A 13,321-nucleotide genomic window follows, 5' to 3' on the forward strand; every position below is an offset into this window, starting at 1 on the left:
CTACTCAATAACAAGCTCATAAAAATAAACAATTCTTCCCTAAAACAACTTATCTTTGCCCCATGACACATAAAGCAGGATTTGTAAATATTATCGGAAACCCAAATGTGGGGAAATCAACATTGATGAATGCATTGGTGGGTGAAAAATTATCTATCATTACTTCTAAGGCACAAACCACCAGACATCGTATTTTGGGTATTGTAAATAATGATGATTATCAAATTGTTTTTTCTGATACTCCAGGAATTATAGAACCCGCTTATGAACTACAAGAATCTATGATGGATTTTGTAAAATCTGCTTTTGAAGATGCTGATGTACTTATTTACATGGTAGAAGTAGGTGAAAAGGAATTGAAAAATGAAGCTTTCTTTAAAAAAATCATTAACAGTAAAATTCCAGTAATTTTACTACTTAACAAAGTTGATAAATCTACTCAAGAGGAAGTAGAAGAAAAAATAGCATACTGGCGTAATAAAGTTCCAAATTCTTTTGTGTATGTTATTTCTGCTCTTGAAAAATTTAATGTAGATAGCGTTTTTTATAAAATCATTGAGTTATTACCCGAATCACCACCTTTTTACCCAAAAGATCAATTAACCGACAAGTCTGAACGCTTTTTTGTAAATGAAAAAATTCGTGAAAAAATTCTTCAACACTATAAAAAGGAAATTCCTTATTCAGTAGAAGTAGAAACTGAAAGTTTTGTTGAAGAAGATGATATTATAAAAATTCGCTCGGTTATAATGGTTGAACGTGAAACTCAAAAAGGAATCATCATCGGTCACAAAGGCAGTGCTATTAAACGTGTTGGAACTGAAGCCCGTAAAGATCTTCAACAATTTTTTGAAAAAAAGGTGTTTTTAGATTTGCATGTAAAAATCAACAAAAACTGGCGTTCTAACGATCGTCAACTAAAACGCTTTGGCTATAAAGATTAACTATTTTTAATTACCCTTAGCAATTGCTTGGCATATTCCTTTAACTCATCCATTTGTTCTTTTCCTTTTGTTTTTCCTAAACGGCCAACAAGATAAAGTAACACCCATACAATAGGCATAACAATCAACATTACAACAGGAAAAAACATGCTTTTATGCAACGCCCAATTGCTATAAGCAATACCAACAAAAGTTAAAAAAATAGTTATTACGATAAAATGGGAAATTATAAAAAGAGTCCAAACCTGAGGTTTTGGGCCAAACAATCCTTTTATAAGCGATAAGCTTTCAGAAATTTCTTCTATTTCAATATGTAATTGGGGCGACCACAAATGTGACTCTTTTTCAGGCACATCAATCACTACATGGTTATCTACAACCTTCATCTTATACTTTGAATCATCATTTAAATGTTTTTTAATTTCCTCCAACAAAACCTGAGAGTTCATTTCATATTCTAATTGAAATCGAGGTTTTAAAAAAATCTGATTGTATATTTTATCGTCCATCAAAATAAAGTATTAAACGACAACAATATAACAAAAACCATATACTCTTTAAAATTCATTACAAATCATATACTAAATTGTATCTTTGCACAAATTTTTTGCAAAATGAGTATTATTGCGATTGTAGGAAGACCAAACGTAGGTAAATCCACTTTATTTAACCGACTAGTAAAACGCCGTGAAGCGATTGTTGATTCTGTTAGCGGAGTTACAAGAGACAGACATTATGGTAAATCTGAATGGAACGGAAAAGAGTTTTCTGTAATCGATACAGGAGGATATGTTATTGGCTCTGACGATATTTTTGAAGGGGAGATACGTAAACAGGTTCAGTTAGCTATTGACGAAGCTGATATTATTCTTTTTGTGGTTGATGTTGAGCAAGGGATTACTCCTATGGATGCAGAAGTTGCTAAAATTTTACGTCAAGTTGAAAAACCTTTATTTATAGCTGTTAATAAGGTAGATAACGCGATGCGCGATGCCGATGCTGTAGAGTTTTACAATCTTGGTTTAGGTGAATATTACACGATTTCTTCTATTAACGGAAGCGGAACAGGTGAATTATTAGATGCAATCGTTGAAGAAATTCCTGAGCCTGATGAAGACGAAGTAAAAGACGATGAATTACCTCGTTTTGCTGTGGTTGGACGCCCAAACGCAGGAAAATCTTCATTTATCAATGCTTTAATTGGTGAAGACCGAAATATTGTAACCAATATTGCAGGAACAACGAGAGATTCAATTGATACAAAATATAATCGTTTTGGATTTGAGTTCAATTTAGTTGATACAGCTGGGATCAGAAAGAAATCAAAAGTAAAAGAAGATTTAGAATTCTATTCCGTAATGCGTGCTGTACGTGCAGTTGAGCATTGTGATGTAGCCGTACTAGTTATTGATGCTACTCGTGGTTTTGAAGGACAAGACGAAAAAATATTTTGGTTAGCGGAGAAAAACCGAAAAGGAATTGTCATTTTGGTAAACAAATGGGATTTAATAGAAAAAGAAACCAATACCATGCGTGATTTTGAAGCAAAAATCCGCCAAACAATTGCTCCTTTTACAGATGTACCAATTATCTTTATTTCTGCATTAACTAAGCAACGTCTTTTCAAAGCAATTGAAACCGCTGTAGAAGTTTTTGAAAACAGAAAACGTCGTATTCAGACTAGTAAGTTAAACGAAACAATGTTAGAGATTATGGAGCATAATCCGCCACCAGCAACCAAAGGTAAATTCATCAAAATAAAGTACTGTATGCAGTTACCAACGCATACACCTCAGTTTGCCTTCTTTGCTAATTTACCTCAATATATTAAAGATCCTTACAAGCGTTATGTTGAAAACCAATTACGCGAACACTATAATTTCAATGGTGTACCTATAAGTATCTATTTTAGACAGAAATAAGTTTAACAATAATATAAAGAGCCACTAGTAATTACTAGTGGCTTTTTTAATTCTCTTTTTTGAAAGCTGAAGCTACAAAAATCGACTACCTGTTTACAATTTTGTAAATTTGTATTTATAGATAGAGAACTATGAAAATTAGACAAACGAAAGATATTCATACTGTTGAGCTTCCCTTCAAACTCAAAATAAGTTTTGAAAAGATTTTCAATCTGCTTCAAAAATACGCTGATGAAGAATTCAAGGAACATCCTTATCATGAACCATCAAAAAAAATAATTGAGGAAGTAAAAAATATACCTGAATTAATTGATGGATTTTCTGACGAGTCTCTCTTAAAAAAACACGAAGAAACTATTGAATTACTATTAGACCCTCTATTTCCTGAGCTACTATTAGAAAACGAAATTAAAGCGGTAAGTATCCCTTTTACTTTCACTACTTTTAAATTCACTTCTCGATTTGAAAAGATATTACAAAATGCAGGAGAAGATTATGAGCTAAAGGTTCGGAACTTCGAAAGTGATCTAATGTATATTTATGCATGTACTTTAATTTTAGCGAATGTACACAGTTACCCTGTCGATTTAAAGCGTCCCTTTTTCTTTGATATTCCTGACAAAACAACCAACTCTATAAAAAAATATCGCGCTGCTTTTAATGCTGATTTTATGGATATTTTCCCTACAGAAACTGCCCCAAAGCTTAGCGAAGATGATATAAAAATATTGCTTGACAATTTTGAAAACATTGATGTTTGGAAAGAAAAACTCCCTCCAAAATCCTATATATTCAAAGGGTTTGGAATAATGAATTTATTCGATGTAACTACTGATGAAATTATCTCAGAAATAAGAACGAATCTGTTAAAAAGAGAAGACAACCTAGTTCACACTTTACAAGCTAGTTTTCGTAAATTTTTTGGCATTGATGATTTAACATTAGGCTTTTCAGTTTTTGAAATTGACGCTAACAATCTAGCTTACTCTCGTATTAAAAAAGAAGAAAGTTTAGTTTTAAACTATGTAAAAGACATTTCTTGTAATGGTGTTTTTTGCAACTACGTCTTAGAAAAACTTTTTTTAAACAATGAAACTCTTGCTATTTCTGATGTAGAAAAATACGGACAGCAAACTAAAAAAAATAATTTCTATCAAAGATTAAAAAACATGAATATTGGTAGTATTATTTTAGTTCCTATACAAGCCTCTGTAAAAGGAGATTTATCTATTATAGAAATAGCTTCACCAAGACCTTTCGAACTAAATTCTATCAATCAAAATAAGTTACAAGATCTTATTCCATTATTTAAAATTGCTGTCGATCGCTTTTCAGAAGAGCATCAAAATGTATTAGAGGCCACTATTCAAGAAAATTACACCTCTATTCACCCTACTGTAAAATGGCGTTTTTATGAAGCTGCCGAAAAATTTCACAGAGAAAGTTTTGAAAAAAAGGAAAAAGCTAAAGTAGAGGATATTATTTTTTCGGATGTATATCCTTTATATGGTCAATCAGACATTAAAGGTTCTTCTATTGCTAGAAACCAAGCTATCAAAGAAGATTTAACCACCCAACTATCTTTAGCTATTTCTGTGTTATTAGAAGCTTGTAAATCAGAAAGGCTTCCAATCTATAAAGAATTACGATTTAGAGTTGATCAATATCTTTCTGAGGTAAAAAGAGGTTTAAAAGCAGGAGATGAAATAAGTATTTTAGATTTCCTAAAACGTGAAATTTATCCTGTTTTTAATCATATCAAAGAAATCAACAACGAATTAAAAGATTTAGTTGACACTTATATTAATCGCTTAGACCCTAGCTTACATGTAGTGTATGAAAAACGTAAAGCGTATGAAGATAGTGTTACCTTACTAAACGATCAGTTAGCATCATTTCTCGACACAAAACAAGAAGAAGCACAACAAATGTTTCCTCATTACTTTGAGCGTTATAAAACGGATGGTGTTGAGTACAACATGTACATAGGTCAATCGTTAACTAGAGATAAGAAATTTGACAATCTCTACCTATACAACCTAAGGTTGTGGCAATTACAAATTATGTGCGAAATGGAAAATGTTGCGTTAAAAGCAGCAGAACAAATGGACCACAAACTTCGTGTAGCATCTTTAATCTTAGTTCACAGTAATCCTTTAGCTATAAAGTTTAGGATGGATGAAAAACAATTTGATGTTGATGGTGCTTATAATATTCGTTATGAGATTATCAAAAAACGTATTGATAAAGCTCATATAAAAGATACCGAAGAACGCTTAACAGCACCTGGTAAAATTGCCATAGTATATTCTCAAGATAAAGACGCTCAAGAATATTATAAATACATTAAATACTTACAATCTAAAAAATTATTAGGTAAAGTTGAAAAACTAGAGATTGAAGATTTACAGGGTGTTTCTGGATTAAAAGCACTATGTGTAGAGGTTGTATATCAAAAAGATTTTGACATACAAAAAACCATAACCATAGACGAGTTAATTCAAGAGTTTAAATAATCACCTATAATAGCATTGAAACTGCTTCACCTGCTTTCGAAGCATTTTCTTGCATATTGAAAGCAATAGAAAAAACTATTACACTTACTAAGATACCTACCATAAACACTGTATAGGTGATTCTTAGTAATTTATATTTTCTATTTAAAACCAATCCTAAAAAGTATAAATCTTTAGTTAACGAGCCGTATAAATAATCACGGTCTTGCATCATTTCGTTCATCGCCCATTCAAAATCTAGCAACTTCATTTGATGAAAATTACCAAAGAATAATAAATTTACTTTTTTGTTTGCCACATCTTCTTTTGTAAATTTTCCTTCAGTAACATTAGGGCGAGTAGCCATAACCGATAAGACTATAGATATCACTGTAAAAAGCACAAAAACAATTGTTGGTATAATTAAATAGTGGTTTGACGGATTATCAAGCTTTGGTATTAACGTTGATAATGTCATTGAAATAATAATAGCATTTACTGATAATAAAATGTTTGCTTTGGTATCAGCAATATCACTCAAGGTTATATGATTACGAAGCGCTACACGGAACATCGTCTCTATACCTCTCTCAGGTAACTCTATTTTAGTCTTCTTTAATTTTAACTCTTCCTTTTTTTGTTTCTTTTTGAAATTTTCTTCTGAAAGCTTTTTTTGCCTTTTTAAAAGTTGAGCTATATTTTTACTTTTTTGCTTTTCCCATAACCTTGCTGCTCCATTAGAATAAAAACGATGTTTTGTTAAAAAATCTAAATTGGTATTATCCCACTCAATATCGCTATACGTTTCATTTTTAACAAGCTCCCATTCTCTACGTAATAATTCATTAAAATCTGAGTAATTTTTACTTCCCACATGCGAACAATCGGCATCTTTCAATAGCTTCTCCAAAAGAGTCGTTGGTTTCTCTCCCATTTTGGTTGAAGTAATTAATGAAGCAACCTCTTCTATTACATCATTATCTACCTGCTGTTTAACTAAAAAACCTGTTGCTATTCTTACACTTTCCTCTTCATGGTTATCGGCATTTACAGTATACCCAGTATCGTGAAACCATGCTGCCAAAGTTAAAGTTTGCTGTTCCTTTTCCGAAAGGTTCTCTTCTGCAGATAACTCAAGTACTTTTTCAAGAACCCGTTGTGTGTGTGCAATGTTATGATACACAAAATTAGTATCTAGCTTTTCATTCAATAAATTAATTACAAATTTCTCTGTTTCTTGTAACAAATTTTCCATAAAAAAGGTTTTTGCTAAAATAATAAATTATTCCCCAGTATTATTTTTTAATAAAGCGATAAAAAAAATGTATTTTTAAAAGAGTTTTACAAGCACAACAATGACACACGAATTTAAAGACATTATATTTCAAGCTAAAATTAATCAACAAAATGGAATTCAAAATGTACTCGCTACTGTGGTCGATTTGGACGGATCTTCGTATCGAAAACCAGGTGTACGAATGTTACTGTCTTCTGATGGAAAAATGGTTGGTGCAATTAGCGGAGGATGTGTAGAAAAAGAAATACAGCGTAGAGCTCAATCAGTTTTTAATGACAATAAACCTAAAGTAATAACTTACGACGGGCGTTATCGCTTAGGTTGTGAAGGAATATTATACGTTTTATTAGAACCTTTTACTGTTTCTTCTGAATTTATCAATGCTTTTAACGAAAATAATATCCAAAGGAATTCCTATAACATTATATCTTTCTTTAAAAAAGAAGATGAAATATATGGCAACTTTGGATCTGTAATTCAATTTGAGAATCAACAAAAATTCTCTTTTAACAGAGAATTTATTCATGAAAAGACCAATGACTTGGTTGTTTTCAAACAAACTTTGCAACCCTTATTTCGTTTATTAATTATTGGAGGAGAACACGATGCGGTTAAGCTTTGTACACAAGCAACTCAATTAGGATGGGAAGTTGATGTAATTACCTCAGTGAAAGACCCGAAAGAATTATCAGACTTTCCTGATGCTAAATCAGTAATTGCACAGACACCTGAAATGATTGAACTTTCGGATATTAATAAAAATACAGCTGTTGTAATTATGAATCATAACTTTACGTACGATTTACGCTGGTTAATCAAACTACAAGAGCAAAATCCTGTATACATCGGAATCTTAGGAGCAGCTAAGCGTCGTGAAAAGCTATTTAATGAGCTATTTGAGTTTGCTCCAGATGTTTCGGATGCGTTTTTAGAAAAAATCCACACACCAGCAGGATTGAACATTGGTGCTGAAACACCTGAAGAAATTGCCCTCTCTATTTTAGCTGAAATACTTTCAGTAATTCGCAACAAAGAAGTTTTTTCCCTGAAAAAGATTACTGGGAGAATCCACAATTAACCTAATGAAAAAAACAGCAATTCTTATACTAGCGGCAGGTAGTTCTTCTCGAATGGGAACAATAAAACAATTGCTTCCTTATCAAAACACTACTTTATTAGAATGGGCTATTGAACAGGCTAAAAAATCAAATACCAAAAATGTGTTTTGTGTATTAGGTGCCAACAGAGAAACCATAGAAAAACAAATTTCAAAAAAAGATATAGAGATTATTTACAATCCCAACCATCAAGAAGGATTAAGCACCAGTATTGTAAATGGAATTAAGTATTTGCAGGCAAAAGAATTTGACTCTATCTTAATTATGTTGGCAGATCAACCTCATGTAACTTTTGAATATTTAAATAAACTTTTTAAAATTTCAGAAGAAAACCCTTCTAAAATAATAGCTTCAAATTACCAAGATAAAATAGGTGTTCCTGCTATTTTCCCAAAAAAATACTTTAATGAATTATTGAATTTAAAAGGAGACCAAGGAGCTAAAGTTTTTTTACAAAAACATCCAGATATTATCATAGAAGCTAATACTCCTCTAAATCTAATTGACATAGATACTCCCGATGACTATCAGCACTTGCTTAAGCAATAATTTTTAGTTTAAAACCCTTATTTTTACATAACCAAAATTCAACCTAATGAACTTTACCAAGTTTTGCTCGTACCTAACTATCATTGTAATAGTTAGCAGTTGCGCATCCTATAAAGCCAAATATACAGACAAGAGTTTTTCAAAAGCGATTCAAACAGAAAAAGAGTTGGTACACTCTTTTTATTTAATTGGAGATGCTGGTAATGCCAAAATAGGGGAAACAATTCCTTCTTTAACTTACTTTCAAAAAGAATTAGCGAATGCTCCTAAAAACTCAACGACTATTTTCTTAGGAGACAACATATATCCTTACGGAATGCCGGGTAAAGAAAGTTCAGAAAGAGTTTTAGCTGAACACCGTCTACAAACTCAAATTGATGCTGTGCAAGACTTTAAGGGTAAAACAATTTTTATCCCTGGAAATCATGATTGGTACAATGGTGTTAAAGGTTTAAAGCGTCAAGAAAAAATGGTTGAAAAAGCCTTAGGAGATGATTCTTTTTTACCAGAAAATGGTTGTGGTTTAAAGAAAGTAAACATCAATGATGACATTACATTAATTATTATTGATAGCCGTTGGTTTATTGCTGATTGGAATAAACACCCTACTATTAATGAAAATTGTGACATCAAAACCCGCGAGCATTTTATTGAAGAGGTTTCTAGTTTATTCAAAAAAAACAGGTATAAAAATGTTGTGGTAGCTGTTCATCATCCACTGTATAGCAATGGTCCTCACGGAGGTAGCTTTTCAGTAAAAGATCATATGAAACCACTGCCTATTTTAGGAACTTTTAAAAATGCCTTGCGTTCACATGCAGGAATTCAAACCGATATCTTCAATAAAAACTATTCCGACTTTGTCTCTAAAATACAAACCATTGCTGACGATTTTAGCAAGAATGTTGTTTTCGTTTCAGGGCATGAACACAACTTACAATACATAGAAGAAGATGGATTTAAACAAGTTATTAGTGGCTCTGGATCAAAAGAATCTGCTGCTTTAATTGGTTACGGAGCACAGTTTACTTATGGAAATCACGGGTACGCTAAACTAAACTACTACAAAGATGGTTCAGCTATTATTGAGTATTATTCAGCAAATACAAAAGACGGAAACAAGTTATTGTTTAACAAACAGATTATAGCTCCAAGAGCAGCTAAGAACCACACTAGTTTCCCTGAATATGATGAACATAAAGAATTTGTAGAAACTTCCATTTATCCTCCAGAAGCAACCAAAGCTAGCGGTTTTCATAAGTTTATGTGGGGTGATTTGCATAGAGAAAAATATGGTAAAACGATAAAAGTTCCTGTTTTAGAACTCGAAAAGGTTTTTGGTGGTTTACAACCTATCAGACGTGGTGGAGGAAACCAAACCAACTCATTACGATTAGAAAACCCAGAAGGAAAACAATTTGTATTACGCTCAATGGTTAAAGATGGTAGTCGTATTATGGGAGGTATTTTAAAAGGAACTTTTTTAATTGATTTGGTACAAGACATATTCACTATGTCGCATCCATATGCTGCTTTTGTAATTCCTGATATGGCAGAAGCCGTGAATATTTACCATACCAACCCAAGATTGTATTACATGCCTAAACAACCTGCTTTAGGGCAATACAACGAAATTTTTGGAGGTGGTCTGTATTTATTAGAAGAACGTCCAGCAGGTGATAGAAGTGAATTAGACAATTTTGGAAACTCTGAAGATATTATCAGTACATTTGATGTACTTGAAAAAATCAGAAAAAACGGCAAACACAGTGTAGATCAAGAATGGGCAATACGCTCACGTTTGTTTGATATGGTGATTGGCGATTGGGATCGTCATGAAGACCAATGGCGTTGGGCATCTTTTAGAACAGAAGATGGCAAAACGTATTACAGACCTATTCCGAGAGATAGAGACCAACCTTTTTCAAAATTTGACGGAGTAATGATTCCGCTGTTTCAACAATTTGCTCCCCTTGTAAAAAATATGCAAACTTTTGATTACGACATCAAAAACATGAAATGGTACAATAACTATCCTCGCTTTTTTGATACCCGATTTTTAAATGAATTAACTTTAAACGATTGGTATAAACAAGCTGAATATATTCAACAGCATTTAACCGATGAAGTAATTGAAAAATCCATTCAACAATTACCAAAATCTGTATATGATATTGACGGAAAAGAAACCATAACTAAAATAAAAGCGAGAAGAAATATACTAAAAGACATTGCTAAACGCTATTATACAAAACAAGCAAAAACAGTACATGTTATTGGTACCGATAAAGACGATAAATTTATCATTAAAAGATTAAATGATGATGAAACCAGTGTGACGATTTATAGAAAAGGTGATGAAATTTACAATCGTACTTTTAATACTAAAGAAACAAAAGAAATTCAACTTTACGGATTAAATGGAGATGACGAGTTCTTAATTTCTGGAAATGTTAACGATGGAATTTTACTAAGGATTATTGGAGGGCAAGACCATGATGTTTATACTGATAAATCATCCGTTTCTGGCTGGAGCAAAAAGACTAAAATTTACGATTACAAATCCAAAAAGAATACTGTTAACAAAAGTAAAGAAACTGCTGATCTACGCTCTGATAGCTATTTTAAGAACACCTACAACCACAGAAACATAAACAATAACACTACGGTTGTTTTTCCAAGCTTAGGAAGTAACCCAGATGATGGTTTTTTCTTTGGTGCTTCTCTCACTTACACACAACAAGGCTTTAAAAAAACTCCGTTTGCAAATCAACATACAATCACAGCAAATCACTATTCGTCAACAAATGGTTATGATATAGAGTACAATGGTGAGTTTACAGAGCTTATTGGTTCATGGAGTTTGAATTTATATGCCAAAGCTACAAGTGATAATTACTCTTTTAATTTCTTCGGATGGGGTAACGAAAGTGTTTATAATCAAAGTTTCGATTTAGATTATTATCGTGTTAAAAAAGAAGAACGTAGTTTTTCCCCTTCTTTATTAAAAAGATTACGAGGTGGTAGTATTTTTAAAATTTCTGGAATTGTCGAATCTATTGAAATTGAAGATACTCCTAATCGATTTATTAATAATTTTGATAACCAACCAACGGCTATTTTTGATGTCAATTATTTTTGGGGTGGTGAGCTTAATTTTAACCATAACCGAGTAGATAATCTAAGTTTCCCTACCAAAGGAATGAACTTTGACTTAGCTGTAGGTGCCAAAGCAAATGCCGACGACTTCGACCGTCGATTTGGCTACATTAAAAGCTCTTTAGCCATGTATCAAAATTTAGTATACAATCGCTCACTAGTATTTGCTTCGGAAATAGGCACACATGTAAACATAGGAAATCGTTTTGAAGTTTATCAGGCAGCAACCTTAGGAGGCGAGCGTAATTTACGTGGATTTAACAGAGAGCGCTTTTCAGGAAATGAAAGCTTTTACCATAGCAATGACTTACGTTTACGTTTCGGACGCATTAAAACTGGTATTATCCCCATGAAAATAGGTGTTACTGGAGGTTTTGATTACGGGCGCGTTTGGTCTCCTTATTCACCTGAATCTAAAAAATGGCATACTAGTTACGGAGGCTCTTTATGGTTAAGTGGAATCGATTTATTTACAGCAAACGTTTCTTATTTTAAAGGAAACTCATCAGAAGACAGAATTGCCTTTACTATTGGTTTTTCTTTTTAATTTTAACAATTATGACACAACAAATTATATTAGTTTTTGGCGCTTCCTTTGGATTATTAGCGGTAGTTTTTGGTGCTTTTGGTGCGCATGCTTTAAAGAAAGTATTAACCGAAGAGCAATTAAAATCATTTGAAACGGGAGTGAAATATCAAATGTACCACGCACTAGTTTTATTATTTACAGGAAGTTATTTTAATAGTCCAGCTCCATTAATAGGTTGGTGTTTTATCATTGGAATAATGTTATTCTCCTTTAGTATTTATGGTTTGGTGTTATCAGATACAAGAGGAAAAAAAATGAAATTTCTAGGACCTATTACTCCTTTAGGTGGTTTATTCTTAATTATTGGATGGGTTATGTTATTGGTCGAGTTTTTATAATAACTATTTTTTTAATGAGAATTCATACAATCTAGCACTCATCATTTTTGAAGCTTCATCCGTAATATATAACGTTGAATTATCTTTAAAAGTGATTCCTTCTTTTTGAGAAATATGGTCAAAAGAATAATTCTCCATATCTCCGCTAAGAAAATCATCCTCTTGAAAATTGGTAAACACCAATACGGACTGGTGTGTTAACAAGGCTACTTTTTTTCCATCAGGAGAAATCGCTGCATCTGTTATTGAACAATTCACATCACTACAGTGTTCCATTTCGGATATATATTCAGCAGTATAATCACCTTTTGAAGCAGGTATTCTATACAATACTGTCTTTCCGTAATTATTATGCACTCTGCTTTTGGTAAAAACATATAAAAATCCGTCTTTATAAAGCAAAGACTCTGCATCAAAAAATCGATCTTTCTTTTTAGGTGGGTACTTAGTTTGGTTAGGATATGAAAACTTTATTTTCTCCACTTCAATTACATCGTTCTCTAATAACTCTTGTTTATTTATTTTAAGAATCACTAAGTTTTTACGCTTGTTATTATTGTTACCAAAATCTGCTATATAAACGTTTCCCTTTTTGTCTGAAGTAATTGCTTCCCAATCGTGATTCTTAGCCTGTACAGCGAATACATTTTTAATCTCCCCTTTTAAAGACACTTCATATAATTCAGGTTCATTTCCACTATCGTTTATCATCCAGAGTGCATTCGAATCTGAAGTTACTTGTACCCCTGAAACCTCTCTTAAGCCATTAGGTAAATAAGATAGCATCTTTAACTTGCCATAATGAGTACAATTAAGAAAGCCTCCTACCAGTAGTAATAAAAATAGTTTTCGCATAAAAGTAATTTTCTGTGCTATGTAAAAATAGTGAATTATCACAACGAAAAAAGCT

10 protein-coding genes are annotated in these 13,321 nt (G+C 32.3%); 7 read left to right on the forward strand and 3 right to left on the reverse strand.

Annotated elements, in window-relative coordinates; genetic code table 11:
- The first annotated feature begins 62 nt into the window (after positions 1-62).
- Positions 63-944 (forward strand): GTPase Era, encoded by an 882-nt coding sequence (gene era / locus DFQ07_RS14230; protein WP_133537923.1) that lies wholly within the window; start codon positions 63-65, stop codon positions 942-944.
- On the opposite strand, the gene DFQ07_RS14235 is transcribed toward era, so the two are convergent.
- The gene (locus DFQ07_RS14235) at positions 941-1,453 is read right to left on the reverse strand and encodes a GTP-binding protein (protein ID WP_133537924.1); all 513 of its coding nucleotides are present in this window, start codon (positions 1,451-1,453) and stop codon (positions 941-943) included. The two genes, era and DFQ07_RS14235, sit on opposite strands and share 4 nt — an antisense overlap.
- 105 nt (positions 1,454-1,558) lie before the next feature.
- Between DFQ07_RS14235 and der the strand changes: the two genes are divergently transcribed.
- Positions 1,559-2,866, forward strand: coding sequence for a ribosome biogenesis GTPase Der (gene der / locus DFQ07_RS14240; RefSeq protein ID WP_133537925.1), 1,308 nt, complete (start codon positions 1,559-1,561; stop codon positions 2,864-2,866).
- Positions 2,867-2,997: 131 nt separating this feature from the next.
- Positions 2,998-5,382 (forward strand): GAF domain-containing protein, encoded by a 2,385-nt coding sequence (locus DFQ07_RS14245; RefSeq protein WP_133537926.1) that lies wholly within the window; start codon positions 2,998-3,000, stop codon positions 5,380-5,382.
- Between the two features lie 4 nt (positions 5,383-5,386).
- Here DFQ07_RS14245 and DFQ07_RS14250 read toward each other — a convergent pair whose 3' ends face one another.
- Positions 5,387-6,616, reverse strand: a complete 1,230-nt coding sequence (locus tag DFQ07_RS14250; protein ID WP_133537927.1) for a Pycsar system effector family protein — start codon at positions 6,614-6,616, stop codon at positions 5,387-5,389.
- A 100-nt stretch (positions 6,617-6,716) separates the two neighbouring features.
- Here DFQ07_RS14250 and DFQ07_RS14255 point away from each other — a divergent pair, with 100 nt between their 5' ends.
- From DFQ07_RS14255 to DFQ07_RS14270, 4 genes are read left to right on the forward strand one after another with little or no spacing between them, the layout of a single operon-like run.
- Positions 6,717-7,736 carry an XdhC family protein gene (locus DFQ07_RS14255; protein WP_133537928.1) on the forward strand — a complete coding sequence of 340 codons (1,020 nt, stop codon included), beginning with the start codon at positions 6,717-6,719 and terminating at the stop codon, positions 7,734-7,736.
- 4 nt (positions 7,737-7,740) lie between these two features.
- A complete protein-coding gene (locus DFQ07_RS14260) occupies positions 7,741-8,325 on the forward strand; it encodes a nucleotidyltransferase family protein (protein WP_133537929.1) in 585 nt (194 codons plus the stop codon).
- Between the two features lie 46 nt (positions 8,326-8,371).
- Positions 8,372-12,031, forward strand: coding sequence for a ShlB/FhaC/HecB family hemolysin secretion/activation protein (locus tag DFQ07_RS14265; RefSeq protein WP_133537930.1), 3,660 nt, complete (start codon positions 8,372-8,374; stop codon positions 12,029-12,031).
- 11 nt (positions 12,032-12,042) lie between these two features.
- A complete protein-coding gene (locus tag DFQ07_RS14270) occupies positions 12,043-12,411 on the forward strand; it encodes a DUF423 domain-containing protein (protein ID WP_133537931.1) in 369 nt (122 codons plus the stop codon).
- A gap of 3 nt (positions 12,412-12,414) precedes the next feature.
- Here the strand turns inward: DFQ07_RS14270 and DFQ07_RS14275 are convergent, their stop codons facing one another.
- The gene (locus DFQ07_RS14275; RefSeq protein ID WP_243743994.1) at positions 12,415-13,266 is read right to left on the reverse strand and encodes an SdiA-regulated/phytase-like domain-containing protein; all 852 of its coding nucleotides are present in this window, start codon (positions 13,264-13,266) and stop codon (positions 12,415-12,417) included.
- Positions 13,267-13,321 lie beyond the last annotated feature (55 nt).

The organism is Tenacibaculum caenipelagi (assembly GCF_004363005.1).
GTDB lineage: Bacteria > Bacteroidota > Bacteroidia > Flavobacteriales > Flavobacteriaceae > Polaribacter > Polaribacter caenipelagi.

Bases quoted from the DNA above. Each gene is read 5' to 3' on its own strand.
- DFQ07_RS14270 (WP_133537931.1), top strand. From the start codon at position 12,043: ATGACACAACAAATTATATTAGTTTTTGGCGCTTCCTTTGGATTATTA.
- DFQ07_RS14265 (WP_133537930.1), top strand. From the start codon at position 8,372: ATGAACTTTACCAAGTTTTGCTCGTACCTAACTATCATTGTAATAGTT.
- der (WP_133537925.1), top strand. From the start codon at position 1,559: ATGAGTATTATTGCGATTGTAGGAAGACCAAACGTAGGTAAATCCACT.
- DFQ07_RS14260 (WP_133537929.1), top strand. From the start codon at position 7,741: ATGAAAAAAACAGCAATTCTTATACTAGCGGCAGGTAGTTCTTCTCGA.
- DFQ07_RS14255 (WP_133537928.1), top strand. From the start codon at position 6,717: ATGACACACGAATTTAAAGACATTATATTTCAAGCTAAAATTAATCAA.
- DFQ07_RS14235 (WP_133537924.1), bottom strand. From the start codon at position 1,453: ATGGACGATAAAATATACAATCAGATTTTTTTAAAACCTCGATTTCAA.
- DFQ07_RS14275 (WP_243743994.1), bottom strand. From the start codon at position 13,266: ATGCGAAAACTATTTTTATTACTACTGGTAGGAGGCTTTCTTAATTGT.
- DFQ07_RS14250 (WP_133537927.1), bottom strand. From the start codon at position 6,616: ATGGAAAATTTGTTACAAGAAACAGAGAAATTTGTAATTAATTTATTG.
- era (WP_133537923.1), top strand. From the start codon at position 63: ATGACACATAAAGCAGGATTTGTAAATATTATCGGAAACCCAAATGTG.
- DFQ07_RS14245 (WP_133537926.1), top strand. From the start codon at position 2,998: ATGAAAATTAGACAAACGAAAGATATTCATACTGTTGAGCTTCCCTTC.